Raw genomic sequence first — 15,304 nt, 5'->3', positions numbered from 1 at the left:
ATCATGGGACATCTGACCGGGTCCAATGCGCTGTACCCCGGCTGCCAGGAAAACAATATGACGATTAACACCGGCAAGACCATTTTTTCAGGGGCAGGTCGCTTTTGCCGCATCGCTGTTGCGACAGCTTTTCTGGCGCCAGGGCTGTTGGCAGCAGGCGGCTGCACCAGCGCCAACACCGGCAACGGGATGAATACCGGCCTGACACAGGGCGCGCAGGACACCGGCTCCTACCCCAATCTGAACATCCCGCCGCAGGTCGCGGCAAAGCAGCTCACGCCTGAGGAGACCCAGGCCAAGCTTGCCCTGCTGAAGGGTGAACAGCAGGCGCAGGCGGGCAAGGGAGGCGGCGGTGTTCCGTCCACCAGCCCGGCGGCCCTGAACTCGCTGGCGAAGAACCACGGCAAGGATACGCTGAAACAGATCGAGGCCAAATGCGATCCCGCCCTCGACCCTACCTGCAAATAGGGCTATATGGCGCGCCGAAAGCCCACCTTTGCCAAGGTCCGCTTTGCCAAGCCAACTCTGCCAAAGCCAATTCTAATCGTCTGGAACTGACATGGAAGAATTTCACAAGGTCCGCCGGCTTCCGCCCTACGTGTTCGAGCAGGTCAACCGGCTGAAGGCCAGCGCCCGTTCGCGCGGCGCCGACATTATCGACCTTGGGATGGGGAATCCGGACCTGCCGACGCCGAAGGCGATCGTCGACAAATTGTGCGAAGTGGTGCGCGATCCGCGCACGCATCGCTATTCCTCCTCGCGCGGCATTCCCGGTTTGCGCCGCGCTCAGGCCGCCTACTATCAGCGCCGCTTCGGCGTGAAGCTCAATCCCGACACGCAAGTGGTGGCCACGCTCGGCTCGAAGGAAGGCTTCGCCAACATGGCGCAGGCAATCACCGCGCCCGGCGACGTGATCCTGTGCCCCAACCCGACCTATCCGATCCACGCTTTCGGCTTCATCATGTCGGGTGGCGTCATCCGCTCGCTGCAGGTCGAGCCGGACGATGGCTTCATTCCGGCGCTCGAGCGCGGTGTCCGCCATTCGATCCCGAAGCCGCTAGCGCTGATCCTCAACTATCCGTCGAACCCGACGGCGCTGGTCGCCTCGCTCGATTTCTACAAGGACGTCGTCGCCTTCGCCAAGAAGAACGACATCATCATCCTCTCGGACCTTGCCTATTCGGAGATCTACTTCGACGGCAATCCGCCGCCTTCGGTGCTGCAGGTGCCAGGCGCCATCGATGTCTGCGTCGAGTTCACCTCGATGTCGAAGACCTTCTCCATGCCCGGCTGGCGGATGGGCTTTGCCGTCGGCAATGAGCGGCTGATTTCGGCGCTGACTCGGGTGAAGTCCTATCTCGACTACGGCGCCTTCACGCCGATCCAGGTGGCGGCGGCATATGCGCTCAATGGCGACGGCGCCGACATCGCCGAAGTGCGCGAGGTCTATCTGAAGCGCCGCGACGTCATGGTCGACGCCTTCAGCCGCGCCGGCTGGACCATTCCCGCACCAGCGGCCTCGATGTTTGCCTGGGCGCCGATCCCGGAGCCGTTCAAGCATCTCGGCTCGCTCGAATTCTCCAAGTTGCTGATCGAGCACGCCGACGTGGCTGTGGCGCCGGGCATCGGCTTCGGCGAACATGGCGACGATCATGTGCGCATCGCACTGGTCGAAAACGAGCACCGGATCCGTCAGGCGGCGCGCAACATCAAGCGCTTTCTGGCGTCCAGCGCCAAGCAGCCGAACAATGTGGTGCCGCTCGCCGCGCATCGCTGAGGTCGTCGCACATCTTAATTGAGCAGAGTTTGAGGGGCGTCGCCGGACATGGCTGAAGCGTTGCGTGTTGGAATTGCGGGTCTCGGCACCGTCGGCGCTTCGGTAGCGCGCGTGCTGCGCGACAAGGCGGCCGAACTGACACGCCAGTGCGGCCGTGACGTCGTTGTATCAGCCGTTTCGGCACGCGATTCGAAGCGTGACCGCGGCGTCGATCTCGGCGCCGCCAAATGGTTCGACGATCCGGTCAAGATGGCGCAGACCGCCGACATCGACGTCTTCGTCGAACTGATCGGCGGCGACGAAGGGCCGGCGCGCTCGTCGGTCAAGGCAGCGCTTGAGGCCGGGCGCCATGTCGTCACCGCCAACAAGGCGCTGCTGGCCAAGCACGGCGTGGCGTTGGCCGAAATCGCCGAGAAGAAGGGCGTGCTGCTCAACTACGAGGCGGCGGTCGCCGGTGGCATCCCGGTCATCAAGACGATGCGCGAGGCGATGGCCGGCAATTCGGTGACACGCGTCTTCGGCATCCTCAACGGCACCTGCAATTACATCCTGACCCGTATGGAGGCAGAGGGCATTTCCTTCGACGAGTGCCTGAAGGACGCGCAGCGGCTGGGCTATGCCGAGGCCGATCCGACCTTCGACATCGAGGGCCATGATACGGCGCACAAACTGTCGATCCTGACCAGCCTGGCCTTCGGTACCAGGATCGCCGCCAACGACATCTACATGGAAGGCATTTCCAACATCAGCCAGGCTGACATCCGCGCCGCCGGCGATCTCGGCTACCGGATAAAACTGCTCGGCGTTGCGCAGCGCACCGACAGCGGCATCGAGCAGCGCGTGCATCCGACCATGGTTCCGACCGCCTCGGTGATCGCGCAGGTGCACGGCGTGACCAATGCGGTGGCGATCGAAACCGACATTCTGGGCGAACTCCTGCTCTCCGGCCCTGGCGCCGGCGGCAACGCCACCGCCTCGGCGGTGGTCGGCGACATCGCCGACATCGCCAAGAGCCGGCCGGGCTTCCAGCATGGTCCGGTGTTCGGTCTGCCGGCCAAGGAATTGCGCCCCTACAAGAAGGCGCAGATGCGTAGCCATGCCGGCGGCTATTTCATCCGGCTTACCGTGCACGATCGCATCGGCGTGTTTGCCGCAATCGCCAAGCGCATGGCCGATAACGACATTTCGCTGGAATCGATCGTTCAGCATGCGGCCGGACCGGAAACCGATGCGCAGAAAACAGTGATCCTGGTCACCCACGAGACGACGGAAGCGGCGGTGCGCAAGGCCGTCGACGGCATCACCAAGGACGGCCATCTCACAGACAAGCCGCAGGTCATCCGCATCGAGCGGGCTGGGTAGCCTCTTTTTGTTTGACGCAATTCCCAAGGGAAAGCGCTACGCGCTTTTCCCGGGAAAACCGCCTTGCTCTTTTCCTGGAATTGCTTTTGAGGAAGTCATCTTTCCTCTTTAATCGATTGATATTGCTGCGATTTCGAAAAATTGACGCGGCAAGTCTTGCCCTTGTCATGGAGCTTTGACACAAGAAGCGCGCCCCTGGCGGAGGCGTGTGTGAACGAGGATTTCTCCCGATGAATGTGGCCCAGAACATTGTCGCCGGTCTCGACCGGATACTCACCATGGAAGTTGTGCGTGTCACCGAGCGCGCCGCGGTCGCGGCCGCCAGACTGCGCGGGCGCGGCGATGAAAAGGCCGCCGACCAGGCCGCGGTCGACGCCATGCGCCAGGAACTCAATCGCCTCGCCATAAAGGGCACGGTGGTGATCGGCGAGGGCGAACGCGACGAGGCGCCGATGCTCTATATCGGCGAAGAAGTCGGCAGTGGCATCGGTCCGGCGGTCGATATCGCGCTCGATCCGCTCGAAGGCACGACGATCTGCGCCAAGAACCTGCCCAACGCACTGGCCGTCATCGCCATTGCCGAAAAGGGCAGCCTGTTGTTTGCCCCCGATGTCTACATGGACAAGATCGCCATCGGCCCGGGCTATGCCGAAGGCGTCATCGACATCGATGCCTCGCCGGCCGAAAACATCGCCAGCCTGGCTAAGGCAAAGGGTGTCGCGGTCTCCGAAATCACCGCCTGCATCCTCGACCGGCCGCGCCATGAAAGGCTGATCGAAGCGGTGCGTGCCACGGGTGCTGCGATCCGGCTGATCGGCGACGGCGATGTCGCCGGCGTCATCCACACCACCGATCCGGAAGAGACCGGCATCGACATCTATCTCGGGACCGGCGGTGCGCCGGAAGGCGTGCTGGCCGCGGCAGCGCTGCGCTGCACCGGCGGCCAGATGCAGGGCCGGTTGATCCTCGACACAGCGGAGAAAGTGGCGCGCGCGGCAAAAATGGGCATTGCCGATCCGAAGCGGGTCTATCGCGCCGAGGACATGGCGCGTGGCGACGTGCTGTTTGCGGCGACCGGCGTCACCGACGGCAACATGTTGGCCGGCGTCAAGTTCGGCGGCAATTACATCACCACGCACACCATCGTGCTGCGCTCGTCTTCGCGCACCGTGCGCGAGATCAAGGCGCGTCACCAGGATCTGGAAAAGTTTTGAGACTTTCCTGTTTAGCCGTCGCATATTGCCGGAAATGACAATCTGCAGACGACGCGTCCTATGACGGGCGACAAACGCCTCTTCCTCGATGTCAGGCAGTCCGCGACCGGTGTTTCCTGGGAACACCGGTTGAGCGAGCGGCAGGACATGACGGCGCTTGCCATCGCGCAGGGCCACGGCGTGCCCGACATTGTCGCGCGCGTGCTGGCCGGGCGCGGCGTCACCGCCGACCAGGCCGAGCGCTTCCTCGATCCGACGATCCGCGACCTGTTGCCGGATCCGGCCTCGCTGACCGACATGGACAAGGCCGCCGCTCGTATCGCCGAAGCGGTCATGGCCAAGGAAAAAGTGGCGATCTTCGGCGACTACGATGTCGACGGCGCCGCCTCGTCGGCACTGCTCAGGCGCTTCCTGACGCATTTCTCGGTGCCGTCTGAAATCTACATTCCGGACCGCATTTTCGAGGGCTATGGCCCCAATCCGGAGGCCATGCGCGAACTGGTCTCGCGTGGCGCGACGCTGATCGTCACCGTCGATTGCGGCACCAACAGCGCCGTTTCCATCGACGCGGCAAAGGCGGCCGGCGCCGATGTGGTGGTGCTCGACCACCATCAGGTCGGTGGCGCGCTGCCGGAAGCGACCGCGGTCGTCAATCCCAACCGCGAGGACGATCTTTCCGGACAAGGCCACCTTTGCGCCGCCGGCGTCGTCTTCCTCGCCCTGGTGCAGACAGCCAGGATCCTGCGCAGCCGCTTGCCCGATGCAACGCACCCCGACCTGCTTTCGCTGCTCGACCTGGCGGCGCTGGCGACCGTCTGCGACGTCGTCCCGCTCGTCGGCGTCAACCGCGCCTTCGTTGTCAAAGGGCTGCAGATGGCGCGTCAGCAGAAGAATGAGGGGCTGGCCGCCCTGGCGCGGGTGTCGCGCATCGGCGAGCCGATCAGCACCTTTCATCTCGCCTATCTGATCGGGCCGCGCATCAATGCCGGCGGCCGCATCGGCGACGCAGCCCTTGGCAGCCGGCTGCTCGCCACCGACGATCCGGTCGAGGCAGGCACGATTGCCGAGACGCTCGACCGGCTCAACCAGGAACGCCAGCAGATGGAGCTGGAGATGCTGGCCGCGGCGCGCGCCGAGGCCGACGCCGAGCTTGCCGGCGGCAATGGCCCGGCCGTCATCGTCACCGCCAGCACCAATTGGCATCCCGGCATCGTTGGGCTCATTGCATCGCGGCTGAAGGATCATGCGCGCCGGCCGGCCTTTGCTATCGCCTTCAACGCCAATGGCATCGGCACCGGATCGGGCCGTTCGGTGTCGGGCTTCGACCTGGGGCGGCTGGTGCGCGAAGCTGCCGATGCCGGGCTGATCGTCAAGGGCGGCGGCCATGGCATGGCGGCCGGCATCACGGTGGAGCGCGCAAAACTCGGTGAACTCAGAGCCTTCTTCGAGGAGCGCGCGGCGGCCGAGGTGTTCCGCCTGCAGGACGAGGAAAGCCTGGCCATAGACGGTGCGCTCGCCGCCGAAGGGGCGACATTGAGCCTGCTCGATGCCCTGGAGAAGGCCGGTCCGTTCGGGGCCGGCCATGTCGCGCCGGTGTTCGCGCTGCCACGCCACCGGCTGGCCGACGCGCGCGCAGTCGGCACCAACCACATCCGCGCCGACCTGCAGTCGGAGAGCGGCGGCCGCATCCAGGCGATCGCCTTTCGCGCGGTCGATACCGCGCTCGGCGAATTCCTGTTCAAGAACCGGGGCAAGACGATCCATGTCGCCGGTTCGTTGTCGGGCAATTACTGGAACGGCAACCGTTCGGTGCAGTTTCGCATCAGCGATGCGGCCAAGGCCTGAGATTACTGGATTGGTTTAGGCCAGAACCGTCTGCAGCCGCTTCAACTCGCCGATCTGCGCCATCGTCGCGTGGTAGCCGAGGCTGATGGCCTCGTCGGCGCGGTGGAATTCGGTCAGGCCGATATGGCTGAGCTTCGGCTGCAGCGACATGTCGGGCGGATCGCCGGCCAGCCTCGCGCGCGAAATCCGATCCTGGATGATGTTGAAGGCCTCGACCATGACGCCGGTGATGCCGAGGCGCGTCTGGTGCGCCTGGTGGTCGGGGTCGGCCTGCCCCGGCCGAGGCGCGTCCTTCTCGATGAGCAGTTCGCCGGCGCTGTGCTTGATGACGGCGGCGCGGCCGAACAGATCGTAGTGAAGGTTGACCGCGACGACCAACGGCTGCTCGTAGGCGCGGCAGACCGAGACCGGCACCGGGTTGACCAGCGCGCCGTCGACCAGCACGCGGCCGTTGCAATTCACCGGTTCGAACACGCCGGGCAACGCATAGGAGGCCCGCATGGCGGTGATCAGCGATCCGCTCGACAGCCAGATCTCGTGGCCGGTGCGGATTTCCGCGCCAACGGCGACGAAAGGCTTTGTCAGGTCTTCGAAACGGATGCCGGCCATGTGCTCGCGCAGCCTGGCGTCCAGCTTCATGCCGCCGAACAGGCCGCTGCCGCGCAGATTGAGATCGAGCAGGCCGAAGATGCGGCGCTTGGTCAGGCTGCGTGCGAATTCCTCGAGCTCATCCAGCTTGCCGGCGATGTAGCAGCCGCCGACCAGCGCGCCGATCGAGGTGCCGGCGATCATCGAGACTTCGATGCCAGCCTCGTCGAGCGCGCGCAGCACGCCGATATGCGCCCAGCCGCGTGCGCAGCCGCCGCCCAGCGCGAGCGAAATGCCTGTCTTCCCCGCAGGTTGCGGGTCAGGCACGCCGCCGGACGATGAGGGGCCATTGGCCTCCCGCGCGTCTGGTCTGCTACGCAATGACGCCCATTCGAGCATCATGATCTCCCATGTCCCATGTCCGTTCTAAAGGAAGGACGTTTGAAAATAGTGAATATGGGTGGTTTGTGACTGTTGAATGGTTCACTTCCGATACGTCTGGTCCGCATCGAATAGCGGTTTACTGCCATCGTCGGCAAGCGTCGCCTTGCCGTCGTTGAGCCCCACCGTCCGATAAAAGCATGAACGCCGGCCTGTGTGACAGGTTGCGTCGTGGCCCAACACTTTCACGCGAAGCCATAAGGCGTCCTGGTCGCAGTCAGTCCGCATTTCGACGACATGCTGGAAATTGCCGGAGGTTTCGCCCTTTTTCCAAAGTGCGTTGCGGGAGCGCGACCAGTAATGGGCGATGCCGGTCTCCAGCGTCAGCGTCAACGCCTCGGCATTCATATGCGCGACCATCAAAAGCATGCCGTCTTCGGCGTCGGTGACCACGACGGTGACGAGACCGCTGGCGTCAAAGCGCGGTGAAAACACCGCGCCTTCTTCTAACGCCTTCTTGTCGGATGGAGCCTTGGGGAACGTTAGTGCCGACATCGCCGGTTTGTCTTCTTGTTTGGCCATGATCTTATCCGAAAACCGGTCTCCACTTTTCGGGATCATGGCTTGGCGATGCCGGCGAGGGGGCTTACACCCCGAGGCCGCGCACCATGGTGACGAAACGGACCTGTTCCTCAGGCGTGTCCTTGAACACGCCGGTGAAGGTCGAGGTCAACGTGGTGGAGCCTTGCTTGCGGATGCCGCGCATGGCCATGCACATATGCTCGGCCTCGATCATGACGGCGACACCGCGCGGATTGAGCACGTCCTGGATGACGCCGGCGATCTGCGCGGTCATGGCTTCCTGCGTCTGCAGGCGATGGGCAAAGATATCGACGACGCGGGCGATCTTGGACAGGCCGACGACCTTGCCGTCCGGCAGATAGCCGACATGCGCCTTGCCGATAATTGGCACCATGTGATGCTCGCAATGCGAATGGAACTGGATGTCCCTGACGATGACGAGATCGTCATAGCCGGCGACTTCTTCGAAGGTGCGGCCAAGTTCTTCGGCCGGGCACATGTCGTAGCCGTTGAACATTTCGAGGAAGGCCTTGGTGACGCGCTTGGGCGTGTCGATCAGGCCTTCGCGGTTCGGATTGTCGCCGGTCCAGCGCAACAGCGTGCGCACGGCGGCCTCGACCTCGGCCTCGCTCGGTCTGTCGGTGACCGGCTTGTCCAGATAGTCGGAGGGGGGCATGATCTTCTTGATGACGGCATCCATAAAGGCGTCTCCCGTAGTTCCTCTCTCAGGAGGAACGAGTTGAACGGACCACGACCTTTCGGGTGCTGGAAATTCGCCCGGCTTCCAGCCCGCAAGCGGCGTGAACGAATGGGCAAGGACGGCGGCTTTGCGTTGCCTTGTCGATACCCGACTGCCAGCATTATATATGGTCGTGCCCAGCGAATGAAAGACGCCACAGCGGCAATCGCTGTTCGCTTGGCGGCGACGGATTGGAAAAATATGATTGACGACGTCTACAATGCGAAAATTCTGGGTTTTGCCGGAAACATCGCACGCATCGGCCGGCTCGATGATCCGGACGCGACGGCACGTGCCCATTCCAAATTGTGCGGCTCGACAGTGACTGTCGACCTCAAGATGGACGATGGCGTCGTCACCGATTTCGCCCATGACGTGAAGGCCTGCGCGCTTGGCCAGGCCTCGTCCTCGATCATGGCTCAGCACGTCATCGGCGCCAGCGCTGACGAATTGCGGGCTGTGCGCGACACCATGCTGAAGATGCTCAAGGAAAACGGGGCGCCGCCAGAAGGTCGTTTCGCCGATCTGAAATATCTGGAGCCGGTGCGCGACTACAAGGCGCGCCATGCCTCGACCATGCTGACCTTCGACGCGGTCGTCGACGCCATCGGCCAGATCGAGAAGAAACGCGCCGAAGAAGCCGCGTGACATAGCGCCGGTTTCGCGCCGGCCATGATGGAGGAACCGCTTGCATTGGTTGACGGTGGCTTCGGGCCTTGCGGTTTCGCTGGTGACGAGCGGTTATGCGGCAGGAGCAGAAAGCGCTTCGAAGCAGAAGGGCTGCCGCCTACCTTTCTGACAAGCTGGCTGGCTGCTGGACTATCCCAGTCGACGACGGATACGTGATCACGATCACGCGCGTCCAAATCAGTCTGAACCCGGATGGCTCGCTCGCCGGACCGCCAAAGATACTCAACCCCGCGACAGAACCACAGGGCAAGAGGTTCAATGATAGCGCAGTTCGGGCAATTACCCGTTGTGCGCCCTTCACTGGCCTTGCAGCTTTTGCCGATAGCTACCAGGCTTGGCGCGAGACGACGGTCAATTTCGACGCCCGAGTGATGTCATCCAGCGCGCAGCAGAAATAGAAACCGAAGGCTTAAGAAGGACGCCGGCTTAGGTCTGGTGTTCCTGCGCGCGTCTGCTTTCGGCAAATTCGCTTCTCACCCAATCGGCAAAAGCCTTGGCCGGTTCCGGCAGGTCCTTCAAACTCCTGGCGACCAGCCAGTAGGCGCCGGATGCGACGTCGATGTCGAACGGCTTGACCAGCGCGCCGGACGCAATCTCCTCGCCGATCTGCAAAAGGTCGCCCAGCGCCACGCCGTGGCCGAGCAGGGCCGCCTGCTTTGACAGCGACACATCCGCCAGCATCGGGCCGCGCGCCGGAATGGCGTCGGCGGCCACGCCGGCCGCCTCGAACCAGCGCGCCCAGCCTTGACGGTTTTCCTCGTGCAACAGCGTGTAGCGGGCGAGGTCGAGCGGCTTTTCGAGAGGAGGGCCCGACGCCAGCAAGGCCGGCGACAGGACCGGTGAATCGACGGTCGAAGCGAGCCATTCGGCCTCGCTGCGCGGCCATGAGGTGGCTCGCGCACTGAAGCGCAATGCAAGTTCGGGCTGATCGCTGCGGAACTCGATCGGCCTTGGGTCAACTTCGAGGGAAACGTCGATATCGGGCCGCAACTGGCTGAAGCGGTTGAGCCGCGGCAACAGCCATACCGAGGCCAGCGAAGGCTCGACGCTGACGCGAACCACGGACTGCGCCGGGGCCGCCACCAGGTCCGAAAGCAGCCTGTCGATGTCGTCGAAACTTCTGACCAGCTGATCGAGCAGGCGCTGGCCGGCCTCGGTCAGCTCGACGCGGCGGTGATGGCGGTGGAACAAGGGCCGGCGCAGGAACTGCTCGAGTTCGCGGATCTGCCGGCTGATCGCGGCCTGCGAGACGAACAGCTCCTCGGCGGCCCGGCTGAAGCTCAGTTGTCGGCCGGCCGCCTCGAAACTTCGCAACGCTGTCAGAGGCAGCCGGCCGCGCTTCATTCGCATAACCCAAAGTTATCCGAAGCGGAAATTATACTCGTTTGAAGGCGAAGACCAGTGGGCGTCTAATCCGCTCTCAAAGGAGACACGGACATGATCCAGTTTCTGGAAATCTTTGGCGATGTGATGCGGATCGCGACGTTTCAATGGCAGGGCGACAGGCGGCATCACGCCCCGCGCATCGAGGAACGGCCGGCCACCCGCTGGGCGAGTCCAACGGAGCGGCATCCCTTTCGTCGCTCGCGACCCTGATGCCGACAGGGAAGCAAGTGAGTGAACGGGATTGCGTTTGCCTGCCGAAGCTCACATCTATCGGCTTGGAAGCGCAAGCCGATCCTGAAAAACGGGTTCGGATCACGTTCAGAAAGAGATCGCCGTGGGCGACCAGCACCGGCATGTGCATGCCCCCGGACAGACCCAGCGCGGGCGCAACTGGCCCGGTCCCTGGCGCAGGACGCCCGGCCGCATTTTCGGCACGTCGCTGGTGCGGCTGTACCAGCTGACGCTGTCCGGCTTTGTCGGCAACTCCTGCCGGCATCTGCCGACCTGTTCCGAATACGCGCATGAGGCGATTGCCCGGCACGGCTTGTGGGCCGGTGGCTGGATGGGGTTGTTTCGCGTGCTGCGCTGCGGGCCGTTCGGAACGCATGGCATAGACCGTGTTCCGGAGGTGCTCGCCCCACGCTATGTCTGGTTCATGCCTTGGCGGTACTGGCGGATCGGCAAGAAGCGCGGCGAGGCCTGACGGCGACCCTCTTGGCCCTTGATTCAGATCGCCAAGGCCGCATTTCTTTACGGTCCGGTAGGGTTAACAACGGCCTGCACAAAGACTGCGCATTTGAGTCAAAATCGAGCCAAGACAACTCGCTAAGCGCCTGTCATTCCCAGGAGAGCTCACATGCGTCGGATCGAAACCCATCCCTTTATCATTGCCGCGGTCCTGTTCCTTCTGGCCTGGTATTTGGGGTTTCCGATGCGGGCGCACTCGGCGCCGCTCGGCGATGTCGCATGCACGCTGATCCAGGACGCGGCGAGCGGCGAGACGCTCTATCAGAACGGCGTCTGCGACCAACGCGTCAGCCCGGCTTCCACCTTCAAGGTGCCACTGGCGCTGATCGGTTACGACAGCGGCATCCTGAGTGACGCGCATACGCCGCGCTGGGACTACAAGCCTGAATTCAAGGCCGTGAAGCGCGACCACAAAACCGTCGACCCGACGATCTGGGAGCGCGACTCGATCGTGTGGTATTCGCGCGAGATCGTGCGCCGGCTCGGCGCGAAAAGCTTTGCCGGCTACGTCTCGAAATTCGGCTACGGCAACATGGATGTCTCGGGCGATGCCGGCAAGGACAACGGGCTCACGCAATCCTGGATAAATTCCTCACTGCAGATATCGCCGGTCGAACAGACAGCCTTCCTGCGCCAGCTGCTTGCCGGCAAGATGCCTGTTACGGCCAAGGCGCATGAGATGACCCAAGCCATCCTGCCGAGTTTTCAGGCCGGCGACTGGACGGTGCAGGGCAAGACCGGCAGCACAAGGCTCGGCAACAGCAAGGACAAGCGCTCGCTGGGCTGGTTCGTCGGCTGGGCCGAAAAGGGCGGACGCCGGATCGTCTTTGCCCGGCTGGTGGTCGATACCAAGCCGGTCGACACGCCGAAAGGCCCTGCGACGCGCACGGCGTTCCTGAAGGATTTGCCGCAGCTGGTGAAGTGACCTTGCGTGGCTTAAGCGCTCCGGCGGGCACGGATGAGGTGGCCGCCGGAATTCCTTGCCTCTGCCTTTGGCGCCCTGGAGAATTGGGCGGCGATCTCGCTGCTTTCCAGATCTTCGATCTCATCGAAGCCGAGTTCGCGCAGCGATCGCGCCAGCGCGGCGGGGACGAAGAAGCTGATCCAGGGCTCGCCGACAGCGGCGACGCGCGCTGCATGGAAGGAGAGGGCAGCCTGACCCGCCGCATCGCGGTTCTCGGCCGGCTCGCTATAGTCGAAGACGACCTCCGAACCGGGCATGCCGGCAATCCAGGACAGGGTGCTGAAGATCGCTTCCTGGCTCAGATACGGAACGACGCCCAGCCAGATGAAGAAATTGGGCTCGGCTGGCCTCAAGCCGGCTAATGCCAGTTCGTCCGCCGGGTTCTGCCGCTCGAAATTGACTGGCACGAACGTGGTGGCCGGCGGTTCGGCAAGGCCAGCATCGGCGAGGCATTTGCGTTTCCAGGCCTGCGTTGCCGGATGATCGACTTCGAACACCGCGACATTCGGGTACGGATTGCGCAGCGAGAAAGTGTCGAGACCGGCGCCGAGCACCACCACTTGCCGAACGCCCCGGCGCACCGCCGCAGCCAGCCAGTCCTCGGCGAGACGGGCACGCGAGGCCACGAACAGGCGCATGCGCCGGCTGCGCTCATCTTCCTGCTCGAGCTCCTTTGCCGTCGGTGCGGCATCGCCCAGTATCGCACTCGCATACGGGTCGCGAAACAGCGCCGCCTGCGGTGAGAACTGGTGGAGGGCCCGCATGCGCGCGACGCCCATGGCGGTTCGGCTGGGTTTTGCGTCTTTCATGCCGGGGATTCCAACCTCGTGTCGGGGAAATTCGCAAGCCTGTGCGACTGGCCTGCGACATCTGTCGCGCCAATTCCTGACGGCTGCGCCATCGACGGCTCTTTACCTCTTACCGTGCTGCCTCTAAAACCCGCCCGCTGCCGGATGCCTCCGGCTTCACACCACGACCACCCGCGCTCGTTTGCGGGACTGGATAGGAGATACCTGATGCTGAATTCCGTTTCCCTGACATTTCCCGATGGCTCCGTCCGCGACTACGACGCGGCGATGACCGGTGCTGGGCTGGCCGAATCGATCTCGAAGTCGCTGGCCAAGAAAGCCGTCGCCTATGCCATCGACGGCACTGTGCGTGATCTTTCCGACCCGCTCGGCAAGCCCGGCAAGGTCGAGATCATCACCCGCACCGATCCGCGCGCACTGGAGCTCATCCGCCACGATGCGGCGCACGTGCTGGCGGAGGCCGTGCAGGAGCTGTGGCCGGGAACGCAGGTGACCATCGGGCCGGTGATCGAGAACGGATTCTATTACGACTTCGCCCGCAACGAGCCGTTTACGCCGGACGATTTCCCGGTGATCGAAAAGAAGATGCGCGAGATCATTGCGCGCAACAAGCCGTTCACCAAGGAAGTCTGGTCGCGCGACAAAGCGAAAAAGGTCTTTGCCGAGAAGGGCGAGCGCTACAAGCTCGAGCTGATCGATGCCATTCCCGAGGACCAGGATCTCAAGATCTATGCCCAGGGCGACTGGTTCGACCTCTGCCGCGGGCCGCACATGGCCTCGACCGGGCAGATCGGCAACGCCTTCAAGCTGATGAAGGTGGCCGGTGCCTATTGGCGCGGCGATTCGAACAACCCGATGCTGACCCGCATCTACGGCACGGCGTGGGCCGACCAGGCTGAGCTCGATGCCTACCAGACGATGCTGGAGGAGGCGGAGAAGCGCGACCACCGCAAACTCGGCCGCGAAATGGATCTGTTCCATTTCCAGGAAGAGGGGCCGGGCGTCGTCTTCTGGCACGCCAAGGGCTGGAAGATGTTCCAGAACCTGGTCAACTACATGCGCCGCCGTCTTGACGAACAAGGCTACCAGGAGGTCAACGCGCCGCAGGTTCTGGACAAGAGCCTGTGGGAGACGTCGGGTCACTGGGGCTGGTATCGCGACGCCATGTTCAAGGTGACGGTGGCCGGCGACGACACCGACGACGACCGCGTGTTCGCGCTGAAGCCGATGAATTGTCCGGGCCACGTGCAGATATTCAAGCATGGGTTGAAATCCTATCGCGATCTGCCCGTAAAGCTTGCAGAATTTGGCAATGTGCATCGCTACGAACCGTCCGGCGCGCTGCACGGGCTGATGCGCGTGCGCGGTTTCACGCAAGACGATGCGCATATCTTCTGCACCGAGGATCAACTCGCCGCCGAGTGCTTGCGCATCAATGACCTGATCCTGTCGACCTATGCCGATTTCGGGTTCGACGAGGTCAGCGTGAAGCTGTCGACGCGACCTGACAAGCGCGTCGGCACCGACGAGGCCTGGGACCACGCCGAAGCGATCATGAACAGCGTGCTGGATACGATCAGGACGCGGTCGGGCAACCGCATCAAGACCTCGATCAATCCGGGCGAGGGCGCCTTCTATGGGCCGAAGTTCGAGTATGTGCTGAAGGACGCCATCGGCCGCGAATGGCAGTGCGGCACCACGCAGGTCGACTTCAACCTGCCGGAGCGTTTTGGCGCTTTCTACATCGGTTCGGATTCGGAAAAGAAGCAGCCGGTGATGGTGCATCGCGCCATCTGCGGCTCGATGGAGCGCTTCCTCGGCATCCTGACCGAGCACTATTCCGGTCATTTCCCGCTGTGGTTCGCACCGCTGCAGGTGGTGGTGGCGACGATCACCTCGGATGCCGACGACTACGCGCGAAAGGTTGTCGCACAGCTGAAGGCGGCGGGGCTTATCGCCGAAGCCGATCTGCGCAACGAGAAGATCAACTACAAGGTCCGCGAGCATTCGCTGGCCAAGGTTCCGGTGATCCTCGTCTGCGGCAAGCGCGAGGCGGAGGAGGAGACGGTCAACATCCGCCGGCTCGGCTCCCGCGACCAGGAATCGCTGACGCTGGCCGATGCGCTCAAGTCGCTGTCCGACGAGGCCACTTCGCCCGACCGCAGACGGCGCGCGGCCTGAAGCATCAATATCTGCAGGAATGGCGGTGGAGCGATCCAC

Annotated in this window: 16 protein-coding genes; 11 read left to right on the top strand and 5 right to left on the bottom strand. The window is 63.4% G+C overall.

Translation table 11 applies throughout. The annotated features are described in order from the left end of the window. The first annotated feature begins 3 nt into the window (after positions 1-3). The 5 genes from AC1D1L_RS12960 to recJ all read left to right on the top strand — a co-directional run bounded on the left by AC1D1L_RS12960 (position 4) and on the right by recJ (position 6,198). Positions 4-468 (top strand): hypothetical protein, encoded by a 465-nt coding sequence (locus AC1D1L_RS12960; RefSeq protein ID WP_477341770.1) that lies wholly within the window; start codon positions 4-6, stop codon positions 466-468. Between the two features lie 91 nt (positions 469-559). Next, positions 560-1,777, top strand: a complete 1,218-nt coding sequence (locus tag AC1D1L_RS12955) for an LL-diaminopimelate aminotransferase (protein WP_142865034.1) — start codon at positions 560-562, stop codon at positions 1,775-1,777. A 48-nt stretch (positions 1,778-1,825) separates the two neighbouring features. Next, the gene (locus AC1D1L_RS12950; RefSeq protein ID WP_477341768.1) at positions 1,826-3,139 is read left to right on the top strand and encodes a homoserine dehydrogenase; all 1,314 of its coding nucleotides are present in this window, start codon (positions 1,826-1,828) and stop codon (positions 3,137-3,139) included. A 230-nt stretch (positions 3,140-3,369) separates the two neighbouring features. Further along, positions 3,370-4,353, top strand: a complete 984-nt coding sequence (gene glpX, locus AC1D1L_RS12945; RefSeq protein WP_477341767.1) for a class II fructose-bisphosphatase — start codon at positions 3,370-3,372, stop codon at positions 4,351-4,353. Between the two features lie 60 nt (positions 4,354-4,413). Further along, positions 4,414-6,198 carry a single-stranded-DNA-specific exonuclease RecJ gene (gene recJ / locus AC1D1L_RS12940; protein ID WP_477341765.1) on the top strand — a complete coding sequence of 595 codons (1,785 nt, stop codon included), beginning with the start codon at positions 4,414-4,416 and terminating at the stop codon, positions 6,196-6,198. A gap of 15 nt (positions 6,199-6,213) precedes the next feature. On the opposite strand, the gene AC1D1L_RS12935 is transcribed toward recJ, so the two are convergent. The 3 genes from AC1D1L_RS12935 to folE all read right to left on the bottom strand — a co-directional run bounded on the left by AC1D1L_RS12935 (position 6,214) and on the right by folE (position 8,449). Further along, positions 6,214-7,185 carry a patatin family protein gene (locus tag AC1D1L_RS12935; protein WP_112564844.1) on the bottom strand — a complete coding sequence of 324 codons (972 nt, stop codon included), beginning with the start codon at positions 7,183-7,185 and terminating at the stop codon, positions 6,214-6,216. An 84-nt stretch (positions 7,186-7,269) separates the two neighbouring features. After that, on the bottom strand, positions 7,270-7,722 hold the full coding sequence (gene hisI, locus AC1D1L_RS12930) for a phosphoribosyl-AMP cyclohydrolase (RefSeq protein ID WP_477342175.1): 453 nt from the start codon (positions 7,720-7,722) through the stop codon (positions 7,270-7,272). Positions 7,723-7,813: 91 nt separating this feature from the next. Beyond that, positions 7,814-8,449 carry a GTP cyclohydrolase I FolE gene (folE, locus tag AC1D1L_RS12925; protein ID WP_454574164.1) on the bottom strand — a complete coding sequence of 212 codons (636 nt, stop codon included), beginning with the start codon at positions 8,447-8,449 and terminating at the stop codon, positions 7,814-7,816. 240 nt (positions 8,450-8,689) lie between these two features. Here folE and AC1D1L_RS12920 point away from each other — a divergent pair, with 240 nt between their 5' ends. After that, the gene (locus AC1D1L_RS12920; RefSeq protein ID WP_112564670.1) at positions 8,690-9,136 is read left to right on the top strand and encodes an iron-sulfur cluster assembly scaffold protein; all 447 of its coding nucleotides are present in this window, start codon (positions 8,690-8,692) and stop codon (positions 9,134-9,136) included. A gap of 95 nt (positions 9,137-9,231) precedes the next feature. Beyond that, on the top strand, positions 9,232-9,576 hold the full coding sequence (locus AC1D1L_RS12915) for a hypothetical protein (protein WP_477341762.1): 345 nt from the start codon (positions 9,232-9,234) through the stop codon (positions 9,574-9,576). 28 nt (positions 9,577-9,604) lie between these two features. Here the strand turns inward: AC1D1L_RS12915 and AC1D1L_RS12910 are convergent, their stop codons facing one another. Continuing rightward, positions 9,605-10,522 carry a LysR substrate-binding domain-containing protein gene (locus AC1D1L_RS12910; RefSeq protein ID WP_477342173.1) on the bottom strand — a complete coding sequence of 306 codons (918 nt, stop codon included), beginning with the start codon at positions 10,520-10,522 and terminating at the stop codon, positions 9,605-9,607. A 93-nt stretch (positions 10,523-10,615) separates the two neighbouring features. On the opposite strand from AC1D1L_RS12910, the gene AC1D1L_RS12905 reads away from it, so the two are divergent. From AC1D1L_RS12905 to blaOXA, 3 genes are all read left to right on the top strand, one after another. Next, positions 10,616-10,774 carry a hypothetical protein gene (locus tag AC1D1L_RS12905; RefSeq protein ID WP_477341760.1) on the top strand — a complete coding sequence of 53 codons (159 nt, stop codon included), beginning with the start codon at positions 10,616-10,618 and terminating at the stop codon, positions 10,772-10,774. A gap of 124 nt (positions 10,775-10,898) precedes the next feature. Then, a complete protein-coding gene (gene yidD, locus AC1D1L_RS12900; protein ID WP_477341758.1) occupies positions 10,899-11,267 on the top strand; it encodes a membrane protein insertion efficiency factor YidD in 369 nt (122 codons plus the stop codon). Positions 11,268-11,420: 153 nt separating this feature from the next. Continuing rightward, on the top strand, positions 11,421-12,236 hold the full coding sequence (gene blaOXA / locus AC1D1L_RS12895) for a class D beta-lactamase (protein ID WP_477341756.1): 816 nt from the start codon (positions 11,421-11,423) through the stop codon (positions 12,234-12,236). A gap of 11 nt (positions 12,237-12,247) precedes the next feature. On the opposite strand, the gene AC1D1L_RS12890 is transcribed toward blaOXA, so the two are convergent. After that, on the bottom strand, positions 12,248-13,084 hold the full coding sequence (locus tag AC1D1L_RS12890; RefSeq protein WP_477341754.1) for an SAM-dependent methyltransferase: 837 nt from the start codon (positions 13,082-13,084) through the stop codon (positions 12,248-12,250). Between the two features lie 207 nt (positions 13,085-13,291). Between AC1D1L_RS12890 and thrS the strand changes: the two genes are divergently transcribed. Next, on the top strand, positions 13,292-15,265 hold the full coding sequence (gene thrS / locus AC1D1L_RS12885; protein WP_477341752.1) for a threonine--tRNA ligase: 1,974 nt from the start codon (positions 13,292-13,294) through the stop codon (positions 15,263-15,265). Positions 15,266-15,304: the final 39 nt, after the last annotated feature.

It is taken from the genome of Mesorhizobium sp. P2_D6 (assembly GCF_056404315.1).
The sequence above is the reverse complement of the archived record's forward strand: the minus strand, read 5'-3'. Positions and strand labels throughout refer to the sequence as shown.